The 21,804-nt window shown below is 42.6% G+C and carries 11 protein-coding genes; 4 read left to right on the top strand and 7 right to left on the bottom strand.

Features of this window, described 5'->3' with window-relative positions; genetic code table 11:
• Positions 1–31: 31 nt before the first annotated feature.
• The 3 genes from L1D51_RS08295 to L1D51_RS08305 form a co-directional block, all read right to left on the bottom strand.
• A complete protein-coding gene (locus L1D51_RS08295; protein ID WP_239963406.1) occupies positions 32–2,191 on the bottom strand; it encodes a S46 family peptidase in 2,160 nt (719 codons plus the stop codon).
• Between the two features lie 144 nt (positions 2,192–2,335).
• Positions 2,336–3,220 (bottom strand): GTP cyclohydrolase FolE2, encoded by an 885-nt coding sequence (folE2, locus tag L1D51_RS08300; RefSeq protein WP_054563173.1) that lies wholly within the window; start codon positions 3,218–3,220, stop codon positions 2,336–2,338.
• 11 nt (positions 3,221–3,231) lie between these two features.
• Positions 3,232–4,563, bottom strand: coding sequence for a dihydroorotase (locus L1D51_RS08305; RefSeq protein ID WP_054563172.1), 1,332 nt, complete (start codon positions 4,561–4,563; stop codon positions 3,232–3,234).
• A gap of 431 nt (positions 4,564–4,994) precedes the next feature.
• Between L1D51_RS08305 and L1D51_RS08310 the strand changes: the two genes are divergently transcribed.
• Entirely contained in the window at positions 4,995–7,160 is a 2,166-nt protein-coding gene (locus tag L1D51_RS08310) for a M3 family metallopeptidase (protein ID WP_239963407.1), read from the top strand.
• A 457-nt stretch (positions 7,161–7,617) separates the two neighbouring features.
• Here the strand turns inward: L1D51_RS08310 and L1D51_RS08315 are convergent, their stop codons facing one another.
• The gene (locus L1D51_RS08315) at positions 7,618–11,631 is read right to left on the bottom strand and encodes a rhombosortase-dependent M36 family metallopeptidase (protein ID WP_054563170.1); all 4,014 of its coding nucleotides are present in this window, start codon (positions 11,629–11,631) and stop codon (positions 7,618–7,620) included.
• A 127-nt stretch (positions 11,632–11,758) separates the two neighbouring features.
• Here L1D51_RS08315 and L1D51_RS08320 point away from each other — a divergent pair, with 127 nt between their 5' ends.
• Positions 11,759–12,253 (top strand): hypothetical protein, encoded by a 495-nt coding sequence (locus L1D51_RS08320; protein WP_239963408.1) that lies wholly within the window; start codon positions 11,759–11,761, stop codon positions 12,251–12,253.
• Between the two features lie 516 nt (positions 12,254–12,769).
• Here L1D51_RS08320 and L1D51_RS08325 read toward each other — a convergent pair.
• Positions 12,770–13,471, bottom strand: a complete 702-nt coding sequence (locus tag L1D51_RS08325; protein ID WP_239963409.1) for a M15 family metallopeptidase — start codon at positions 13,469–13,471, stop codon at positions 12,770–12,772.
• Between the two features lie 52 nt (positions 13,472–13,523).
• Positions 13,524–15,137 (bottom strand): sensor domain-containing diguanylate cyclase, encoded by a 1,614-nt coding sequence (locus L1D51_RS08330; protein ID WP_055021793.1) that lies wholly within the window; start codon positions 15,135–15,137, stop codon positions 13,524–13,526.
• Between the two features lie 374 nt (positions 15,138–15,511).
• Between L1D51_RS08330 and L1D51_RS08335 the strand changes: the two genes are divergently transcribed.
• Positions 15,512–16,699, top strand: coding sequence for an acyltransferase family protein (locus tag L1D51_RS08335; protein ID WP_239963410.1), 1,188 nt, complete (start codon positions 15,512–15,514; stop codon positions 16,697–16,699).
• A gap of 59 nt (positions 16,700–16,758) precedes the next feature.
• Here the strand turns inward: L1D51_RS08335 and L1D51_RS08340 are convergent, their stop codons facing one another.
• On the bottom strand, positions 16,759–19,623 hold the full coding sequence (locus tag L1D51_RS08340) for an FAD-binding and (Fe-S)-binding domain-containing protein (protein ID WP_239963411.1): 2,865 nt from the start codon (positions 19,621–19,623) through the stop codon (positions 16,759–16,761).
• Between the two features lie 350 nt (positions 19,624–19,973).
• On the opposite strand from L1D51_RS08340, the gene L1D51_RS08345 reads away from it, so the two are divergent.
• Complete coding sequence (locus tag L1D51_RS08345) at positions 19,974–21,782, top strand: glycoside hydrolase family 3 protein (RefSeq protein ID WP_239963412.1); 1,809 nt, start codon at positions 19,974–19,976, stop codon at positions 21,780–21,782.
• Positions 21,783–21,804: the final 22 nt, after the last annotated feature.

Genomic DNA, 21,804 nt, shown 5'->3' on the forward strand with positions numbered 1-21,804 from the left:
TTTTAATACTTAAATTAACGTTAAACTTAGATTACTTAACGATAGTCATCTCTTTAAGTAGGTTTTGAGCATTATCAACTTTATCCATCACCCACAACATGTATCGTGAATCAACGTGAATTGAGCGATTTAAGTTTTCATCGTAATCCCAGTCACCAATAATGCTTTCGTACACACCATCAAACAACAAACCAACGAGCTCAGCATTGCCGTTTAACGTTGGAGAGCCTGAGTTACCACCTGTGGTATCTACATTAGATAAAAAGTTAACCGGAACCGTATTCATACCGCCTGTGTAATCGCCATAAAGCTTTTGCTTAATTAACTCGTTTTGTTTCTCTGGTGAGTTAAATGGTTCAACACCGGTGTTTTTAGCAAGTAGTCCTTCTAAAGATGTAAAGGGGGTTGCCACTAAGCCATCTTGCGGTGAATAGCCGCCTACCGTACCGTAAGTTACACGCAGGGTGCTATTAGCATCAGCATAAACAGGCTTATTAAGTGCCTTGTTATAAGCGATGATTGCTTCCATTAATGCAGGGCGAGCAGCTTGCTGTTTACCAGCCAGTTCTTTTTTCGCATCTTCAATATCTTTTGTGACAGCAAAAATTGCATGCGCATACTGAATAAATGGATCGCTACTTTGCTTTAACTGAGTAAGGTCAAGATCTGCCATCCATAAACGTTTGCTTTCATCTGCAAGAACCGATTTAGCATACATGTCATCAAGCAAGGCTTTCTGCTTTTGTTTATCAAAACCGTTAGTTAGACCAAGAGCTTTATCAACCTCTGCAACTCGCTCGTCTTTAGGTAGTGCAGCATATTGCTCAATAAAGTACAGTAAAATAGCTTTATCAACGGCTTCATCATAACGACGGCTCATGCTTTTTAAACGAGACTCGATACGTGGCATATCACGCTCTTGATAACCACTTTCGCGCTCAGCATCTGGCTTTTGTTTTTCGTAAGCTAAACGGTATAAACGTCGAGCAGTTGCGATCATTTGTGAGCGGTGTACGTAACCTAACATGCGGTCGCGCTGGTTATGCTCTTGCGACTGTGCAACTAGCGCAGATAAATCAGCAAGTACATGTCCGTATTTAGCTTTGCGCTTACTATCTTCGTTGATCCACGCAGTGAGATCTTTTTCGAATTGTTGCTTACGGCTATACATTGACCCTTTATTGAAACTCTCAATCATTGAGCCATAGTTTTTAATGTAGTTGTTGTAGCCCGCAATCGTGCTTTCATAAGCGATACGTGCCTCTGAGCCCTCAGGCGCATTTTCTTCAATTAACGAGACATATTTAGAGTTATATTTACGCGCTAATGGGTAAGCTGTGTTAAACACGTAATCAACTTCAGGCGAAATACGGTAACGGTTTGTGCTGCCTGGATAACCAGTAACCATCACAAAATCGCCTTCTTGAACGCCTTTAGCGCTTACTTTTAAAAACGCATCACTTTGGTACGGCACGTTATCTTCTGAATATTCAGCTGGCTTGCCATCTTTGCCAACATACGCGCGATAGAACGAGAAATCACCCGTGTGACGCGGCCACATCCAGTTATCGATATCACCGCCGTATTTACCTACGCCCATAGCAGGTGCATACGCTAAACGTACATCTTTAATTTCTAGCGATTTAATAAGGTAATACTCAAGACCACCATGGAAAGTATACACATTACAGCGGTAGCTCTTGTCTTGCTCACACTCACTAACAAGTGCTTTTTCATTTGCTTGAATAGCATCAAAACGTGCTTTACCGGTTAGCTGTTCAGTCCCTTTGTTTACTTTATCTGTAACGTCGGTTACTTGCTCTGTTACAAAAACACGAGAACCCGGCGCAGCAGGGACTTCTTCGCCGGTAGTTTTAGCTAAAAAGCCATTTTCTAAAATATTGTTTTCGGTGGTCGAGTTATATTGAATCGAACCATAGGCACAGTGATGATTTGTGACAACTAAGCCTTTTGGTGAAACAAACGAAGCAGTACAACCACCAAGGCTAATTACCGCGTTCATTGGGAACTCTGTTAATTTTGAAATTGACTCTACATCAATGCTCAAGCCTTTCGCTTTTAACACTGACTCAAGCTCTGGTAACTGGTGAGGTTGCCACATGCCTTCGTCGGCAACAGCAACATTTGCTACAGCGAGACCCACTGCAGCAGCAATAAATTTAAAACGCATAGTCGTCCTTTATATTTGTTATGTTTATCTTTTTAGCGCTCGTATCATTATCATTGTGCTAGCCAATAGCAATAATTTGCGACCGCTAATGTCAAAATTTGTAAACCATTTTAGGTTCATGGCCTAATACTTAGACTCATGAGCTTAATATTTAGATTCATGAACCACAGCATTGTGGCCATGTAAGCTTTCTTGGTGTTCAACCTTAAACTGGTAATCAGCAATACTCGGCATGGTTTCGAAGCACTGCTTCAATCGCCTTGCTGCATCTTCACAAAACAGTAAGTTTTTAGCGTTAAGGGCGGCAAATGCTTGCTCATCTTCACGTTTAACAGCGGTTTGGACTGGAGTGCCAATAGCTTGTTCACATTCTGTGATAAAGCCGCCAATATCTGGCAACTTCCCACTACTAAACGTGACATCAATATACGCATATGAACGCTGGCTATGAGGGGTTGCAATAGAGCCCTGCTCACTTGCAAGCCAATTGAGTAAAGATGCTTTATCTATATTCACATCACTAAATTGCTTATCGACTGCTTCGCTCAAAAGCTGCCTCGACAATGCCGCTGAACACGGGCAGGTGCTACTGTAGGCAATATCGACTTTTAAGTTAATGGCAAGCGTTTGCTGCTTTGTAATAGTTAAAACGACAGGGTAAGCATTGTATCCGGCATGGTCGCTAAGTAACGCTGGTTTTAGCTCGGGTAAATCAAAATGCAGCACCAGTTTTGCGCCTTTACTTAAGCCTTTTTGTGATGCTAAAACAGCCTCCATAAACTCATTAACACGCTGAGTCGTTAAACTTTGTTTAGCCAGTAGCTGATTAAGTAGTAAATAAAGACGCGACATATGAATGCCTTTAGCATTGCTATCAAGGCTAACGAACACATCAGCTTTGGCGTTCAGGTGCACATCAACATGAGTTTGTGCAAGCTTCAAAGGCAATGCTATTTTTTCCATACCAACCCATTTTAAAGGCGACTGAAAATCTACATTAGAGTGCGAGGTAATATCGGGTAATTGCATATCGACTTCTTTTAACGATTGAATGTTAAGGCCATAGCGGCCTGTTTGTACGGGGTTACGTGCTGCCCATCAAAGACACACTCACCATTAACAAAGGTATGTGTGATTCGGTTTGAAAAAGTGGTGCCATTAAATGGCGTCCATTGGCATAAATAATGTGTGTTTGTATGCTCGACGTGCTTTTCTGCGTTTGGGTCAACCAGGACTAAATCAGCAAAATAACCTTCTCTGATAAACCCCCGCTCTTCGATAGCAAATCGCTTTGCCACGTTATGCGCTGTTTTTTCAACGACTTGCTCAAGGCTCAACGCACCACGTTTTACCTGCTCAAGTAACGATAGTAATGCATGTTCAACTAGAGGGAGGCCAGCTGGTGCAGCGCTGTATTGTTGCTGCTTTTCTTGCCAAGTATGAGGGGCATGATCGGTGGCAATAATATCAATGCGACCATCGCGTACTGCTGCGAGTAGCGCTTGGCGGTCTTGCTCTGATTTTATGGCGGGGTTACATTTAATTTGATTGCCATAGTTTGCGTAATCGTCTTGGTTAAACCACAAATGATGTACGCAAGCTTCGGCGGTTATGTGCTTTTGCTCTATGGGTGCGTTACTAAATAGTTCTAGCTCTTTTGCTGTTGTTAGGTGTAAAACATGCAGCTGTGAACCATAACGTTTTGCCAGCGACACGGCATACGATGATGATGCATAACACGCTAACTCATCACGAATTAACGGGTGATGTTCTATTTGTAACTCGCCATAACGTTTTTCTATACGGCGCTGATTTTGTTGAATAACCTCCCCTTGCTCGCAATGAGTGGCAATGAGTACTGGGCTTTCCCGAAAAATGGCTTCAAGGGCATGAGGGTGTTCAACTAGTAAATCGCCTGTTGATGCTCCCATAAACACTTTAACGCCACATACCTTTTTGGCATCAAGAGCCTTAATTTCATCGAGGTTGTCTGGGGTCGCGCCAAAGTAAAACGCATAATTCGCAGCGCTCGTTTGCGCTGCTATCGCGTATTTATCAGCAAGTGCTTTTGCCGTGGTAGTCGAAGGTGAAACATTGGGCATTTCCATAAAGCTTGTAATGCCACCGGCCACTGCAGCGGCAGATTCACTGGCAATCGTGCCTTTATGGGTAAGGCCTGGCTCTCTAAAATGAACTTGATCGTCGATCATGCCTGGTAATAGCAACAAACCGCTTGCATCAATTACTTCATCATTGGCCTTAGCACTAATACCTTTGGCAATTTCAGCGATTCGATTGCCCACAATTCGTACATCGTTTATTTCGCGCTGCCCTTCATTAACGACGCAGGCGTGTTTAATTATGATAGCCATATGACTCCTTGCTTATTCAGCAACATTTGCAACTTATCGTAAAAAAATGCACTCCATGGCAAGATTGATTGCAGAATGAATTGTTACAATATAACATACCACAAAGTTTTTATTTGGACACTGTTATGAGTCAAAAAGATCAATTGGGTCGGGCTATTTAAGCTGTAAAGTTATAAGTGGCTTTCCGATCTTAGAGAACTTTAACGGCTTATCGCAGCCAATAATCACCTTATCGCAACGTATGAGGTCAATTGTAATAAGACACAGTATGCTGGGCTCATTGATCACATGGTGATACCTGCCTCATATAAGTGCTTTTTTAGCATCTTTTTGTAATCCGTTTTAACCGCTATGCAAATCAATAGCTTATAAAACGTATGTGCAAGGTTATATCGACACAATTTAATTTTAAAAATGACAAGAGAAAAACTATGAAACACCTAATCGCAACCGCGATCAGTTCTGCGCTGTTACTCACAGCCTGTTCAGAACCGCAAACAACAACATCAACGCCTAAATCAGAGCAATCAGCACCTGTTGCTGCAAAAGAGCAAGCTAACCCACTGTTTGTGAAAAGCGTATTACAATACGAAACGCCTGATTTCAGTGCGATTAAAGATGAACATTTCATGCCGGCATTTAATAAAGGCATGTCTGAGCAAATGGCTGAAGTGCAAGCTATTATCAACAATCCAGCAAAGCCTGATTTTGCCAATACAATTGTTGCGCTTGAGAAAAGTGGTGAGCTATTAACACGCACACGCAGTATTTTTTATAACTTAGCGGGTACGGATTCAAACCCGGCACGTCGTGAATTACAAAAAGAATTAGCGCCAAAACTAGCTGCTCATAACGACAATATTTTCTTAAATAAAGCACTCTTTGAGAAAGTAGCGGCTATTCACAGCGAAGCTGACAGCCTTGCCTTAACTGCTGAAGAAAAGCGTTTATTAGACGTTTACTACAAACGTTTTGTGCGTGCTGGGGCAAAATTAAGTGCAGAGCAAAAACAACAAATTCGTGATATCAATACGAAGCACTCAAGCTTAACAACTCAGTTTTCACAAAACTTATTAGCGCTGACTAAAACAAATGTTGTTTTAGTGGATGACAAATCAGAGCTTGAGGGCTTACCAGCAGGTCAAATTGAGCAGCTTGCCAATGCCGCAGCAGAGGCTGGCCATCCAGGCAAATACCTAATTAAGATCACAAACACCACGCGTCAGCCTATTCTGGCAACACTGAAAAACCGTGATTTACGTGAAAAAGTATGGCGTGCATCGGCTGAGCGTGCATTATCGGGCGAAAATAGTAACCGTGATATCGTGGCAGAACTTGCTCAGTTACGTGCTCAAAAAGCAAAACTATTAGGTTACGACAGCTGGGCTGATTTTGGTTTAGAGTCGCAAATGGCGAAAAAACCACAAGCTGTATTTGATATGTTTGCGAGCATGATCCCTGCATTAATGCAGAACGTAAACGCAGAAGCGGCGGCTATTCAAGCTAAAATTGATGAATCAGGTGAGCAGTTCAAATTACAGCCATGGGATTGGTTATTCTACGCAGAGCAAGTGCGTAAAGATAAATACAACCTTGACGAAAATGCTGTGAAAGAATACTTCGAGTTCAACCGTGTTCTAGAAGACGGCGTATTCTTCACCATGAACCGTTTATACGGCATCACCTTTAAACCACGTAACGATATTCCGGTTTACCACCCTGATGTAAAAGCTTATGAGTTGTTTGATGAAAATGGTAAAAGCTTAGCCATTTTCTTTGCTGACTACTTCGCTCGTGAAGGTAAGCGTGGCGGTGCATGGATGAGCTCATTCGTTAAACAATCTGGCCTTAAAGAACAAAAGCCGGTTGTCGTAAACGTTATGAACATTCAAAAAGGCGCGAATGGCGAACCTACGCTTATCAGCTACGATGAAGCAACAACGATTTTCCACGAGCTGGGTCATGGCTTACACGGCATGTTCTCTAACGTGAAGTACCCTACTCTATCTGGCACCTCAGTATCACGCGACTTCGTTGAGTTCCCATCAACATTTGAAGAAGATTGGGCCATGTACCCTGAAGTTATCGCTAACTATGCAAAACACCATAAAACTGGCGAGCCAATTCCTGATGAGCTACTGAAAAAAGTAATTCAATCACGTAGCTTCAACCAAGGTTTTGATACCTTAGAGTACGTTGCAGCTGCATTACTTGATATGGAGTGGCATTCACTTTCTGCTGATGCACCATTACAAGACATTGAAAAGTTTGAGCAACAAGCGCTTGCAAAACATGGTGTTGATGTACCATTTGTACCACCACGTTATAAATCTGCGTTCTTCTCGCACTCAATGGGCGGCGGTTACTCAGCGGGTTACTATGCTTACATGTGGAGTGAAATCTTAGCGGCAGACGCCTTTGCTTATGTTCAAGAACAAGGTGGTTTAACTCGCCAAATGGGTGATAAATACCGCAAAGAAATTTTAGAAGTGGGTAACTCTCGTGACCTAATGGAATCGTACAAAGCATTCCGTGGTCAAGAGCCAGACACCTCAGCGCTATTGAAACGCCGCGGCCTAAAAGCAACGGTTGAATAGTTAAAAGCTTTAAGCCTTAAGCCTTAAGCGGCAAGCCGAATTGTGGGGTTATCGAGTGTTTATAACCCCACTACGATAGTAAAAGGAGCTGTCAGCTATCAGCGGTCAGACGCGCGAAACAAGTTTCACGCCTACAAAAAGGCGCTAGGTTCTAGGTGTTAGGTTCTAGGACGCGATGTAAACTCGCTGCTACCTCACATTTCGAAACTCGCTAACTTTCTCCTCGCTAACTTTCTCCTCGCTAACTTTCTCCTCGCTAACTTTCTCCTCGCTAACTTTCTCCTCGCTAACTTTCTCCTCGCTAACTTTCTCCTCGCTAACTTTCCCCTCGCTAACTTTACTCTCGCTAACTTTCCCCTCGCTAACTTTACTCTCGCTAACTTTACTCTCGCTAACTTAAAAACAAAAAAGCCCTTACAGCGAGCTGTAAGGGCTTTGTTATCACTATTTAAAAGTCTTATTTACGTTTACGGCGACGGCCGATAAGCGCTAGTGGTGCAAGTAGTAGTGTTAAGAAACCAAAGCTACCGTTGCTAGATTTAGTTACTTTCTTCTCTTCTACTGGCTCAGCTTCGTTAGTTACGGCAACAGTGAACTGCTCTGATACAGAGTCTGTACCATCGCTTACTGTTACTTCAAATACTAACTCGTCATCGCTTGAGATAGCACCTGGCGTGAAGCCTAGAGTTGCAGTGTCAGCACCTGTAAGTGTTGCTGTTGTGCCGCTTAGTTGCGTCCACGTGTAGCTTAGCGTGTCATCACTGTTACGGTCTGACGCTGTTGCCGTTAATGTGCCTGAAGCAGACTCAGAAACAGACTCATCACCCGATACAGAAAGTAATGGTAGTGCGTTATCACACGCTAATGCATCACCAGCAATCACGTTTGAGAAGATTGGTGACGTTACATTGCTAACAGTTACGTTATCAATCCACCAACCGAACTCACGTACTGCGCTGTCTGATGACATACGGAAACGTAATTTTGCACGGTTACCGTTTAGTTCAGTACCGAAACGAATTGTTTCGTAGTTACCATAAACACCGTTACCATCAACATTGTTACCTGTGAAGGTATCGCGATCTTGTAGCGCTTGCGCATCGTTTTCGATTAGTGGGCCATCGTAACCAACATCAAATGTACCGCCCATTTCAGTAACATCTACCCAGTTACCACCGTTCACGCTGATCTCTACAACACCACCATCCCATTCGTTTTCGATTAGGTAGAAGTGCCAGAATGAAACTTCAAAATCACCAGCAAAACCGATATCAAACTCTCTTGATTCAACCGCAACATCTGACTGGAAGTCATTGTTGTTTAGGTACATGGTTTGCTCGCCAAGACCGAAGCCAAAGCTGTTGAAGAAGTTAACATTACCGCCAGTTGCCATGCTTTGTGTGCCAACAGCTAAGTCATCACCTGTCATTACGTTTTCTTTCCAGTCACGTAATGAAGCGCCTGCTACTTCCATATCGTCAGCAGTTTGTGAGCTAACTGGTGCTTTATCTTCAAAGTCCATGTTCACAAGGTAAGATACTGTATCGCTTGCTGCTTCAACAATCTCGTCATCTGCAGAAAGCTCTGGGAATGACACTTCGATTTCAAGTGTATCAGCAGTGCCTGCATCATTTAGTGTAAACGTGATAGGTGCGCTTGTTTGTGAAGCGTAAGGAGTTGTATCGTCAAAAGTGATTAAACCATCATTTTCGAACGTTACATCGTGACCACTAACAACCGTTAACTGTGCTTGAGTACCAGTTAGTACTTCACTACCTGTGTTCATGATGCTAACTGTTAACGTGCCTGTTTCACCTTTGTCTAGCACGTTATCGTTTGAACAATAACCTAGCTCTGCACCGTTGTAGTTTGGATCCATTGCCACATCTTTGAATGTGAAGCTAGCAAGTTTCATTTTGTCTGATTCAACAACACCTGTTAAATCTTCGCTGAAACGCTCTGGCGCTTTAGCACCTAAGCCCATACCACGCTTAGCAAATGCACCTAAGATTAGTTTGTAATCTTCTGGATCAACTGCGTACGCAGCAGCCAAGATAGCATCACGTGCTTCTGTGTATAGCGGAGCAACTGGAGTTAGCTTGTAACCAGCAACTAAGTAGTTAGCCATACGGTTTTGAGCTTCTTCAAAGCCGTGCTCGTTGATAAGTGCTACATAGCTTTCCCAAAGCATAGTTGCCCAAATTTCACCTGCTGCGTGTGGTGAACCAACATTAGTTGGAGCAATACCTACATCAGCACCTTCATTTTCAGTAATGTGGCGGAAAGACAGCGGGTTTACTTCCATATTGGTTGAATATGGAACACGACGAATACCATAGTAGAAATCTTCTACGAATGTACCGCTACCGTAGGCTTTTTGGAACTTGTCGTTACCTGGGATGTTAATATCATCAGCTTTAGCAATGAACATCAATGAGTGGAAATCACCCCAACCTTCGCCCATCGCACGGCCTTGGAAGTTGATAAGACCTGATGAGTTACCCACTAAACGGTTACTGATATAGTGACCCCATTCGTGAGCAATAATACCGTTATCTAGCGTACCGTCTTTTAACGTTGCTTTGTTGAACATATTAACAGTAACAGTGTCGCCTGCAGCGATACCATCGTAAAGTGCGTGACCGTCAGCATAGTTCAGACCCATGTTAGGAATGATAACTGCATCATCTTCACCGCCCATTGGCGCTGGCTCATCTGTATCTGGGTTGTTGTTTACAACGATAGCACCAATTGCACCCGCTTCTTGAGCGTGTAGTACTTTTGCTGTGAAGTTACAAGAACCACGATCGACTAGCGCAATTTTGCCAGCTAGTTCTGCTGCATTTGTTGCAGGTTCACAGCCGTCTGTTACGCTACCAGAATCTACGTCATTGCCGTCAACTAAACGAACAACTTCGCCTGCAATATCAGCAAATTGCATTTGACCAAAGCCAGATACTTTAGAAGACTCAAGTAGACCAATTGTTTCATCTGATGTTACAACAACACCGAAATCTACACCCACTTTCGCATCTTTCGAGTTGTATAAGTACATTTGCATACGTGGGCTTGCACCGTCAGCAGGTGTTGCCATATTAGCGTTATTTAAACCGCTATTATCTTGCGCTTGTGCTTCGATTGGGTCGCCTTCTACACCACCACGGCCGTAGTTTGATACTTGTGCAACATTTGATGTTTCGTCAAAACCATGGTCATAGAAGAAATCGTGTAAGAAGTTGTTCATGTAGAACAAGTTAACGATCGCCGCTTTACGGTTGTCGTAGCTGTTTGCTACTTGATCAACTTGGTAAGGGTAATCGAATGTGTAATCTGATGTAGTTTCAGCAGTGAAGTCACCTTCTGTGTAACCTTGAGGTGCAATTACATCAGCATAAGCAAATACGTTGTTACCTGATGTTGTTGTAGCGTCATCAGCAAGCCACGGATCCATCGTGCTTAGTTTTTTGTAGTAAGACAGGCTTACAAGTGGTGCATCTAGGATTTCAGTTTCATCAATTTGATCTGGACCATCAGCTGGGATCACGTCACCGTGTGGACCTTCCCACGGGTAACCATCTTCGTCAGCCCATACACGGTAGTTAAAGTCTGCCGCGTGTGCTTTTAAGTCTTTCTTGAAATAAACTTTGCTGTTTTGCGCGCCAATAACGTAGCTGAAGTAATCGCTTTCTAGGCTGTTTTTGTCAGCAACTTCTACTTCAACATAGTATGCAGATTGCAGCTCACCCGCTACTTCAAAGAATACTTTCTTAGCACGAGGCTGACCTAATACAACTTTGTCACCACTTTGGTTAGACACAGTGTACTTAACATAGTCACCTTGCTCAGTTGATTTAGTTAACGACACATTGATGTCAGCAAGTTCTTTAATCGCACGTTTAATGCTTTGCTCAGCACCAACAAACTCAGCAAGTGGCGCGAACGACTGCGTTGCATTTGAACTTGTGTTAGCGAAATAACCAGAACCAGCAACTAGGTTATATTCTTTATCCATGATCAGGTTGTATTCACGGTTGAATACTTCAATGTCATGAACTTTTTGCTTGTATTTAGCTGTGATTGAGCCAAGCTTTTGCTCAGATAAATCTGCTAATACAGCGCTTGATACACCTTTTTTAGCTGTGCTAACACCTGTTAAGGCATTTAAATAAAAATCTGCAGCGTAAGCATTACGTTGCTCAGGAAGCACCATTGCCATATCAGGCTTAGCTTGACCTACTGCATTCCATAGGAAAGTAGCTTTACCTAATTGCGCATCGAAAATAGATTTGTGACCCGATACAGTGCGACGCTCAGCTAATGCACGTTGCTGAGATACTTGAGGATTAAATTGTACTTGAGAGCTAACGCTTGAAGCATTATAAAAGCGAGTTTGTTCACTTGCCTGTACTTGAGATGATGCCAAGATAGCCGTTACCATGGTAGCAACTGCTGTTACTTTAAATTGAGACATTCCTTACGTTCCCTATTGTTATATTTTTATTTTCGGTTAACAATCATAACCGCGGCCAATGTACCCAATATGGCAATCAAAAAACAGAATTAATTGTAAACAAAAGTAACAAACAAGCAGGAACATAATGAACCAAACAATTAAGATACAAGCACTTACACTAGCATTAGTACTAGTATCAGGCTGTCAAAAAAATGAAATAAGCGAGCAAAATACAACACAGCAGCCAACAACCAGTTCACAAAAAGAACAAATTTCAGTTAAAGATGTTAAAAAAGCTGTCGAAATCAACAAGCAAAAATCAACGAATGCTTTTAGTAATAATGGCGAAAAAATTACCTTTGATGCGCCTACTTTAACCAAGGGCACAGAAGTCTTTAATCACGCAATGCAAGAGCGCGGAATCGCAACGGGTGCAATTTACTTAACGCTAAAAGAAAACAGCTTACCAGTAGAGCTAAGCAGCCAATATATGCTGAAAAAAATGACCAACAAAAGCTACCGCTACCTTGCTGAAAAAGACACTGATTTATTAAAAGTGCAAAACGCTTTTAAACAAAATGCCAATGTCGATGTTGTTGAAATTAAAGTTGATTATTCGCCTATAAAAGAGGTGATGTAGTAAAGAAGCTGTCAGCCTTCAGCTATCAGCCGTCAGACGCGTGAAACAAGTTTCACGCCTACTTGTAGCAGCGGGTTTATCCCGCGTCATCATGCGCTAGGTTCTAGAAGAAGCTGTCAGCCTTCAGCCTTCAGCCTTCAGCTATCAGCCGTCAGACGCGCGAAACAAGTTTCACGCCTACTTGTAGCAGCGGGTTTATCCCGCGTCATCATACGCTAGGTTCTAGAAGGAGCTGTCAGCCTTCAGCTATCAGCCGTCAGACGCGCGAAACAAGTTTCACGCCTACTTGTAGCAGCGGGTTTATCCCGCGTCATCATGCGCTAGGCTCTAGAAGGAGCTGTCAGCCTTCAGCTATCAGCCGTCAGACGCGCGAAACAAGTTTCACGCCTACTTGCCGCAGCGGGTTTATCCCGCGTCATCAGGTTCTGGGGGCTAGGCCCTAGGTTCTAGGACGCGATGTAAAATCGCTGCTATCTCGCTAACTTTACTCTTTCCCCTTGTAACTCGCTAACTTACCTACTCCACCACAAAATCAAAATAGGTGGCAGGATATGCTTGCGGTTGGTAGGTAAAATGCCACCATTCCATTGAATAAGGGGCGAATCCGCCCTCTGTCATCAGGGTCTTCAGTTTATATCGATTGGCTTTTTGCTCTGCACTGATGCGTGGATCGTCGGTGTTAGAAAGAGTGTCGAACATATCAAACGGTGAGCCCATGTCGAGCTCTTTACCTTTCGCATCTACTAAGGTTAAATCAATCGTTGAACCACGGCTGTGACCCGATTTAGCGGCGATGTAATCACCAAGCAGCTTGTCTTTGCCTAAGTTTGGATAAAACTCAGCTTTAGTGCGGGTATCTTCTAAATCGTTAACCCAACGCACAAAGTGATCAACGGCGCGCTGCGGACGATAACAATCAAATATTTTTAAGCTCAGACCTTGGATTTGCGCTGCTATTTGCACATTTTTAAGAGCCTTAGCAGCACTGTTGTGCAATAAACATTTAGGTGCGTTGTAACCATCAACTGGTTTGCCAACAAAGTTATGATGACCAAAATAACGGATATCTAACACGGCATTAGGTAGCAAAGAACCTACATCCACAAATTCGCTACGTTTATCATCGCTAGGGTTTGCACAAGCAGCACTTGCACTCATAAGCGCAATACCTAACAGAGAAGTAGATTTAGTTAAACGAGCCAACAAAGTGAATGCCATTTTGATTTTCCATAAATAACTTAATAGCATCCACTATTGCACATTAAATAACTTATTCCAAGATTGAAAGCTCAGAAACTGGAGCAAGATCTTGGCTATATGTGGCATCGACAACTGAGCGGTTACGCCCTGTTTTTTTAGCTTGATATAAAGCTTGATCAGCAAGCTTAAATACTTCATCAATGTTTAATTGCTCAATTGGCCAGCCTGAAATACCAATCGATACATTAATGCAGCCAACGGGGTCTATGTAGCTTTCTGACACCCGCATACGCAAACGCTCAGCCAGTTGATACGCACGTTTTGCTTCAACTCTTGGCATGATCACAATGAATTCTTCACCGCCTGTACGAGCAACTACATCACTATCGCGAGTGACATCTAACAAAATTTTAGCCAACGACTGCAGTACCACATCACCAATGTCATGACCAAACTCATCGTTTACCCGTTTAAAATGGTCGATGTCGATAGCCAATACAGCAAAAGGACAACGCTGAGCTATCAAATGGCTAATTTGCATATCGAGGCTACGGCGATTATGAAGGCAAGTGAGGGGATCAGTTTGCGCTTCTTGACGCAATAGCCCTATTTTACTTTGTAATAGCCCTACCCCTTTTAACATGGCTTTTCTGAGTTCATTACTTTCAAAATACCATGAGCGAATTTGTGTCAGCTCAAGTGACGTTGAAGGGCGATCTAAAGTATTTGCAGTTTCGGCTAACTGCCTCAAAGGCTGAGCAATTAAACGTGCTAATACCCAAATGAATATAAAAGTCAGCAAACCAATTGGGGCAGTTTTTACAAACACTTGCCACATTAAATTATCAAGCGGAGCAAGTGTGTTTTCGAGTGGGCGCTGAGTGACGACCCCCCAAGAAGCGACCGTCATAGGTGCGTAGCCTGCAAGCATCTCAACGCCTTTGCTGTTGGTAACAAGCTGTGTGCCGGCGTTTCCTTTTAGTACCTCTTCAATTACTTTGTTATCAAACACTTGCTCACCAATACGGCTTTTATCTGGGTGATACAGTAAGCGATGATTTTCATCAACCACATACAAATAAGAGCCGTCTTGATAGTAATGAACTTGCAGCAGTTCATTTAAAATACTGGTACGTTTTAAGTATAAGGTGCCGCCTACATAACCAATAAAATTACTTTGTTTGTCGAATAAAGGCTGCGATATAAAGATCAGTAAATTGCCCGCCATCGAAATATACGGCTCGCTGATCATTGGGGTGCGATACGATAAAGCGGCTTTAGTGCCAAAGCTATCTACTTTACGGTTTTGTAGCTTCAATGACTTTGGAGAAACCCCTAGAATATCACCCTGCGCATTAACAATAATGGTCGAATTAAAACTATTAGTTTGTAGCCTTAGTCGGTCTGCCTCAGCATTAATTAAGCCTTGATTATTAAAATCGTCTTCAAGAATTTTTCCAACATAAGCAAGCTGTTGCTGAGCATTAAGTAAAAAATTATCGGTCGCTGACACCAACTTAGCGGCGTATGCTTTATGATTATTAAGGGTTTTATCTATTAGTTGTTGCTTTTGAACTTGGTAGCTCGAGTAATAACTATTTAGAAAGGTTATAAGCGTTGCTGAAAACGCTAACACTAAAATTAAGCGGCGTAGATTTAAACCACGACTAAGACTATTAAGCACGATACTTCTCACATACAGGCCCAAAGTCCATATTGGGAATATCTAATACCTTTATACTAGCAAGATGTTCTGTGTACCTCTATAAAACTTTTGTCATAATTTGATTTAGCGCAAACAAATGAGTGCAATTACTCTAATTAATTAAAGTAACTCTGTTTAATAACTTCAGCTACCAAGCACTCGTTAAACATGAACGGCATCAAAACCACTTACCAACAACCCTCGTTATTTAACATGTTGAATTTAATAAACTATAAAGCTTAGTACTGTTAAAAGAACAGCTAACAAATACGATTTATATTATTTAAAAAGCAGCTTGCTTTAGTGTAATAATTTATTACACCGTAAAAACAAAACAACAATAAAATTTTCCAATGCGTCAACACTGTGCTGAAATCATCAACAAACTCCCTTCACATCGCCTCATGGCGTTAGATGTAATGCGGGGCTTGACTATTACTGCCATGATATTAGTGAATAACCCGGGTAGTTGGGGAGCGATGTATTGGCCTTTGAAACATGCACAGTGGCATGGTTGGACGCCTACCGATTTAATTTTTCCGTTTTTTATTTTTATTGTCGGCATGTCTATCACGCTTTCAGTAAATAGCTTGCGTACTAAAGGGGTCAGTGATCAACAAATACTAAAAGCGGGGGTTATTCGCACCATTAAACTCATTGCCCTCGGTTGGTTTTTAGCCTTGTTTTATTACAACTTTCGAGACCCTTCTTTTAGTTGGCTTAATGACAAGCTATTGCAGCTGCGCGTGTTGGGCGTGCTGCAACGTATCGGTTTGGTGTATTTAATCGCTCTGTGTTGTTTTCTCTATTTATCGCCTAAGAAAATAGCCATTACTTGCATCGCTCTTTTATTGTTTTATGGCGCCGCCATGCTTTATATCCCCTATACCTTGCCAAACGGCGAGGTAGTCAGTGGCTTGTGGTTACATGGCAATAACTTAAGTGCCTTCATAGACAATACCGTACTTGGTAGTCATCACCTGTATTATGCCAATGCTAAGCCACTGCCATTTGACCCCGAAGGGCTGTTCTCAACACTGCCAGCCATTGCAAGTGCGCTTAGCGGTATCTTGGCTGCGGTTTATTTAACTAAGCAAACCGACCTTAAAAAACAAGCCCGTACACTTATCTTTCTGGGCACATTAGCTGTTCTTGCCGGCTATGCTATTTCTCCATTAACGCCTATCAATAAAGCCTTATGGACACCGAGCTATGTGCTGCTCAGCTCAGGGCTGGCAGCGATTTTCTATGCACTGTGCAGTGCTATTTTAGATATTTATAAGCTGCGCAGCTGGGGCGCTCCGTTTATTGTATTTGGTGCGAATGCAATATTATTTTTTATATTCGCAGGCGTGTTTGCACGGCTATTAATTATGATCCCGCTCGGCGATAGCAGTTTAAAAGGCTATATTTATGGCCTAATACAATTAGTGTTCAGCAATGATTACCTCGCTTCTTTTAGCTTTTCACTGCTGTTTTTAGTGGTGTCTTATGGGGTGATGTACAGTTGCTACCGCAAAGGCATTTTTTGGAAAGTGTAAGCTTTAAAAATAGATGAGCCAGTCAGCAACTAGCTCATCAAATTAGCAATTAAGCCCTGTTATATTGCATGGCTTTGTTTATCGAGTAGATACAAAATAGACTGATAACTAATGCCACTGTGTTCAGTTAAACCAATTTCGCAACTACGGCTATTAGACACGCCACGACTACAGTTTTTTGGTACTTGTTGTTTAAGGGTTTTTAACGCGTTGCCATTGAGCGCTGGCAAGTTAAAACCCTTATCACCGGCAAAACCACAGCACTCAATATCAGCTGGAATAATCACCTCGTTACTACATGCCTTGGCAAGTGATACTAGGCTTTGCTCTTTACCTAATCGCTTTGAGCTACAGGTAACATGGAGCATTACCGGCTCATTCACTGGCGTTACTTGTAAATTAGGCAGTAAATGCTGGGCAGCAAAATCAGCACTTTCATAAATTGTGAGTGCCGTATTTTGCGCGGCATTTAGAGTAGTAAGGGCACAAGGGCTGGCATCAAAAACGATGGGATATTGGCCATTATTTGAAAGCGCCTCAAGCTCAGTAAGTAACTGCTCACTTTTGTTTTTAGACTCTTTATTAAAGCCTTTACTAGCAAATGGCATACCGCAGCAAAGTGAATCGGCTTGTTGCGGAAGTAGCAGTTCATAGCCTGCTTTGGCAGCAAGTGAATAGATAACATCAAGCAGTGGGCGCTTATCATCAGCAAGTTTATCGGCCGCAAAAATTCGGCTTGCGCAGCTTGGCATATACACCAATTTTTTCGCTTGTTGGGGCTGTTGAAGCTTTCTATTAATTGGCTGCTCAGCCCTTGGCCACGCCGAGTAATACAGCGGTGTACCAAGCAACTTATTCGCAGGTTTACTCAGGCTTCTAAGGTTATAACTACCAATTGCTTTTTCGAGCACCTGTATTACGGATAAGCCAAACCGTGCCCCTGTAACAACAACCGCAAAATGCTTGCTAGCAAAGCGTGATAATGACCGCGAAACCTTGTTTGATGAGACTTGTTCTGCTCTAAGTGATTTTATAAATTCGCCCGTGTTTATCCCCACTGGGCATTTAAGACCACAAAGACCCGTTGCCGCGCACGAATCAATACCAAGGTATTTAAAGTCAGCCTCAATAACACTGAGCTTTTGATTTAACTTCTGTTTGCTTGCTACATCTTCGGTTGTAAGTAATTGATTGTGCAGCTCTGTGCGGTGTCGCCATAAAGTAATACGCTGCCTCGGTGTTAAGGTAAGCCCTTTTGATGGGCAAACAACTTCGCAAAAGCCACATTCAATACAGGTATCGATAATATCATCACTTTTTGGCATGACTTTTAAATGCTGGGTGTGGGCATTTTTGTCGTGATTAATAATAACCCCAGGGTTAAGAATATTTTGTTTATCGAATAATGCTTTAAGCGCAACCATCACTGCAAAGCCATAGTCTCCCCATTCGGTGGCAACAAACGGCGCCATATTACGCCCAGTGCCATGCTCAGCTTTTAATGACCCTTTTAGTTCAACCGCCACTAAGTTCGCCACATCAGCCATAAATTGCTCGTATCGGCTTACTTGCTCTGGTGTATCAAAACCTTGGGTGAATACAAAGTGCAGATTTCCGGCAAGGGCATGCCCAAAAATAATGGCTTCATCATAACCATATTTAATAAATAATTGATGTAGGGCATTCACGCCCTCAGCTAATTTATCAAGGGCAAAGGCAACATCTTCAATAATCACAGTAGTGCCAGTTACGCGCACCGCGCCAACCGCAGGAAAGGTGCCCTTACGGATATTCCAAAGTGCCGCATTACGGGCGCTGTCTGCTGAAAACTCAATCGCTGCCAGTTGGCTTTGCTTAAACTCGGCAAGAAGTTGCTCAGTGCTCTTAGTGAGCGCATCGAGAGCCTGAGCATTTTCAGCTCTTAACTCGATTAACAGTGCCGCTGATTGCTCAGGGTAGCTAGCCACCTCTTTTGGCATTATAGCGTGTTCAGACACCGACATAAGGGCACGTTTATCGAGTAGTTCAACGGCCGCAACATCAAGCTCACTAAGCCTTTGTACCAGCTCACACACCTTGCTGATATCGTCAAAAATAAAGAAACCTGTGTGTTTGTACTTATGCTCAACCACGGTGTGGTAGGTGATATCGGCGATAAAAGCTAACGTACCCTCAGAGCCAATAATGAGGTGCTTAATGATTTCGATTGGATCAGAAAAATCCAGCAGTGCATTTAAACCATAGCCCGTGGTATTTTTTAAACGGTATTTATGGGCGATACGCTCACTCAAATCGGGGTTTTGCTTTACGCTATCAACCAGGTTCATTAGCTCATCAACCCAAGGGCTATGACTTTGCAAAAAGGCATTACAGCTTTGGCTATCAGCCGTATTAAGCACTGTGCCATCGGCAAAAATGAGGGTCATATCTTTTACTGTATGGTAGCTGTTTTGCGCTACCCCACAACACATGCCCGATGAATTATTTGCCGCCATTCCGGCTATTTTGCAGCTATTAATTGAAGCGGGATCAGGGCCAATTTTTTTACCAAACGGGGCTAATACTTGATTTACTCGAGCACCGATGATTGCCGGTTGTAAGCGTATTGCCTCAGCGTCATCAAGGATTTCAAACTTGCTCCAACTATCGCAAAGTAAAACCAATACCGAGTCGGTAATTGCTTGCCCAGACAAACTCGTTCCAGCGGCGCGAAATGTGATGGGTACGTGTTGTTCGTTGGCGGCAATGATCACTTGCCTTGCTTGATTTTGATTGCTAACTAATACAATTAATTCAGGGATTAATCGATAAAAGCTGGCGTCTGTTCCGTACGCATAGCGGCGCGAGTAATCTTCTATTAATGCTGACTCTGGTAAAAAAGGTTTAATTTGCTGTTTAAATGCGTGTAATCGAGTTAAAGCCATCTCGCCCCCAGGCTTGTCATATTTACGCTGATGATTATGGAATATATTATTACTTTAAATTGTACTAAAAAGCGACCCATTAAATTGATAAATTATCAACTTGCCACGCTTTTAATAAGCATAAAGGTTTGGTTATTTAAGCCTGTTAGCCCTATTTGGTGATCTAACTTAGCTTTTTGCAGTCGAACTCAAAAACCGCTAGGGTAGCAAAAAAATACTGTATTTATATTTAAAAACCCATTAACATCAAGAATAATTTATTCTAAAAACTAAATAAGCGTTTTGCTTTGGAGCTTGCTGTGTTAAATAAGTTTGCACTATCGTCACTGGTTATCGGATTAGGATGTTTCATGCCATTACAATCATCATTTGCTGAGTCTGCATTAACTTTAAAACAACAGTTAGGGCAAAAGCTCATGCTTGACCTACGTTATTACTGCGAGCAAGACCCGGGTGAACAAAAATGCCGTACACCGGTGACAGAGCTGCCAGCCGATTTAGCGAATATCATCACTAAACATAATATTGGTGGGGTGATTTTATTTGCAGAAAATATCGAAACCGTGCCGCAAGTGATCAAACTTAATAATGACCTACAAAAAGCCGCTGCTAAGTCAGAGTTAGGCTTACCGCTGTTTATTTCGATAGACCAAGAAGGTGGCCGAGTTGCCCGAATTCCTCGTGATGTTGGTACGTCGTTTACCGGTAACATGTCGATTGGCGCAACCTATAAAGAACATGGTACCCACTTCGCGACTGAGTCTGCACGCATCATTGCCGACGAGCTATTGGCACTGGGTGTTAATGTTAACTATGCCCCGACGGTCGATGTAAACATGAACCCGGATAACCCGGTTATTAACGTGCGTTCTTACGGTGAAGATCCGCAATTGGTTGCAAAACTGGGCGGTGCCCAAGTGGCAGGGTTTGAAAACAACGGCGTTATTTCGTCGTTAAAGCACTTTCCGGGGCATGGCGATACCAATGTAGATAGCCACACAGGCCTGCCAAAAGTAATGCATGATAAAGAAACCATTTGGCAGCAAGATCTCCCCCCTTTTAAAGAAATTATTAAAAACCAACAACCGGGTATGATCATGACGGCCCATATCCAATACCCTGCCCTCGACGACAGCACGTTTGTTAGTAAAGAAGGCAAAACCATGATCAAACCTGCAACGATGTCGCGCAAAATCATCACCGACTTATTACGTGATGAACTCGGTTATCAAGGTGTGGTGATCACAGATGCCCTCGATATGGCGGGGATCAGCCACTTTTTTGAACCAATTGAAGCGGTAGTAAATACCTTTGCAGCGGGTGTTGATATTGCCCTGATGCCAATCGAAATCAGAAGCCCTAAAGACTTAGCAGTACTTGAGGCTCTGATTGAGCGATTAGAGCAAGAAGTACAACGTGGCACGTTAAATGCCAACGAAATGAGTGCTTCTGCAACACGCATTTTAAAACTTAAAGAAAAGTTTAAACTTACCTCTTCACTTGATGACGAAGCAGCCATCAAAAAAGCGCAGCTTTTACTCGGTGATCAAAGCCATAGAAAAGTAGAAGCCGAATTAGCATTAGCTGCTATCACCGAGGTGAAAAACGAGAAAAACACCCTACCGCTTAACATTAAATCGGGCAGCAAAGTGCATATTATTATGCCTGATACCCGCAAGTGCTATGCTTTGCAGCAGGCGTTAATTGATAACACCGATAAGCTAATCAGCTTTAGCTGCACAAGTTTGCAAGGCTATGAGCCGCTTGCAACATTAAAAGAAATTAACGAAGCCGACATAATCATTGCCGCTAATGCGTCACCAAAACAAAGTGCTGTTGAAGTCGGCGGGATGGATGATTTAGCTGATAACCCTGAGTTTGCAATTGCTAAATCCGATCAATCAGCGGCATTAGAATCATTGTTAAAACAAGCAAAATTAGCCCATAAAAAGACCGTATTTGTCAGCTTACGAGCCCCTTACGATATTGCCCAATTTGGAAAATTTGGCGATGCTGTACTTGCCACCTATGCTTACAATATAGATGTAGATACAGATGAAAAGATTGCTGGCCCTGCTTTTACAGCGCTGGCAAACGTTTTACTAGGGAAAGCCCCTGCTAAAGGGCAGCTGCCCGTTACTATTAATGACCTGAACTGAGTGTTATTGTAGCAACAATGGG

The sequence above is a fragment of the Pseudoalteromonas shioyasakiensis genome (genome assembly GCF_022398475.1).
In the GTDB taxonomy this organism is placed as follows: domain Bacteria; phylum Pseudomonadota; class Gammaproteobacteria; order Enterobacterales; family Alteromonadaceae; genus Pseudoalteromonas.

What these genes read in the sequence shown, in the direction of transcription:
- L1D51_RS08295 (WP_239963406.1), bottom strand. Translation starts at nt 2,191, where the DNA reads ATGCGTTTTAAATTTATTGCTGCTGCAGTGGGTCTCGCTGTAGCAAAT.
- folE2 (WP_054563173.1), bottom strand. Translation starts at nt 3,220, where the DNA reads ATGCAATTACCCGATATTACCTCGCACTCTAATGTAGATTTTCAGTCG.
- L1D51_RS08305 (WP_054563172.1), bottom strand. Translation starts at nt 4,563, where the DNA reads ATGGCTATCATAATTAAACACGCCTGCGTCGTTAATGAAGGGCAGCGC.
- L1D51_RS08310 (WP_239963407.1), top strand. Translation starts at nt 4,995, where the DNA reads ATGAAACACCTAATCGCAACCGCGATCAGTTCTGCGCTGTTACTCACA.
- L1D51_RS08315 (WP_054563170.1), bottom strand. Translation starts at nt 11,631, where the DNA reads ATGTCTCAATTTAAAGTAACAGCAGTTGCTACCATGGTAACGGCTATC.
- L1D51_RS08320 (WP_239963408.1), top strand. Translation starts at nt 11,759, where the DNA reads ATGAACCAAACAATTAAGATACAAGCACTTACACTAGCATTAGTACTA.
- L1D51_RS08325 (WP_239963409.1), bottom strand. Translation starts at nt 13,471, where the DNA reads ATGGCATTCACTTTGTTGGCTCGTTTAACTAAATCTACTTCTCTGTTA.
- L1D51_RS08335 (WP_239963410.1), top strand. Translation starts at nt 15,512, where the DNA reads ATGCGTCAACACTGTGCTGAAATCATCAACAAACTCCCTTCACATCGC.
- L1D51_RS08340 (WP_239963411.1), bottom strand. Translation starts at nt 19,623, where the DNA reads ATGGCTTTAACTCGATTACACGCATTTAAACAGCAAATTAAACCTTTT.
- L1D51_RS08345 (WP_239963412.1), top strand. Translation starts at nt 19,974, where the DNA reads ATGCCATTACAATCATCATTTGCTGAGTCTGCATTAACTTTAAAACAA.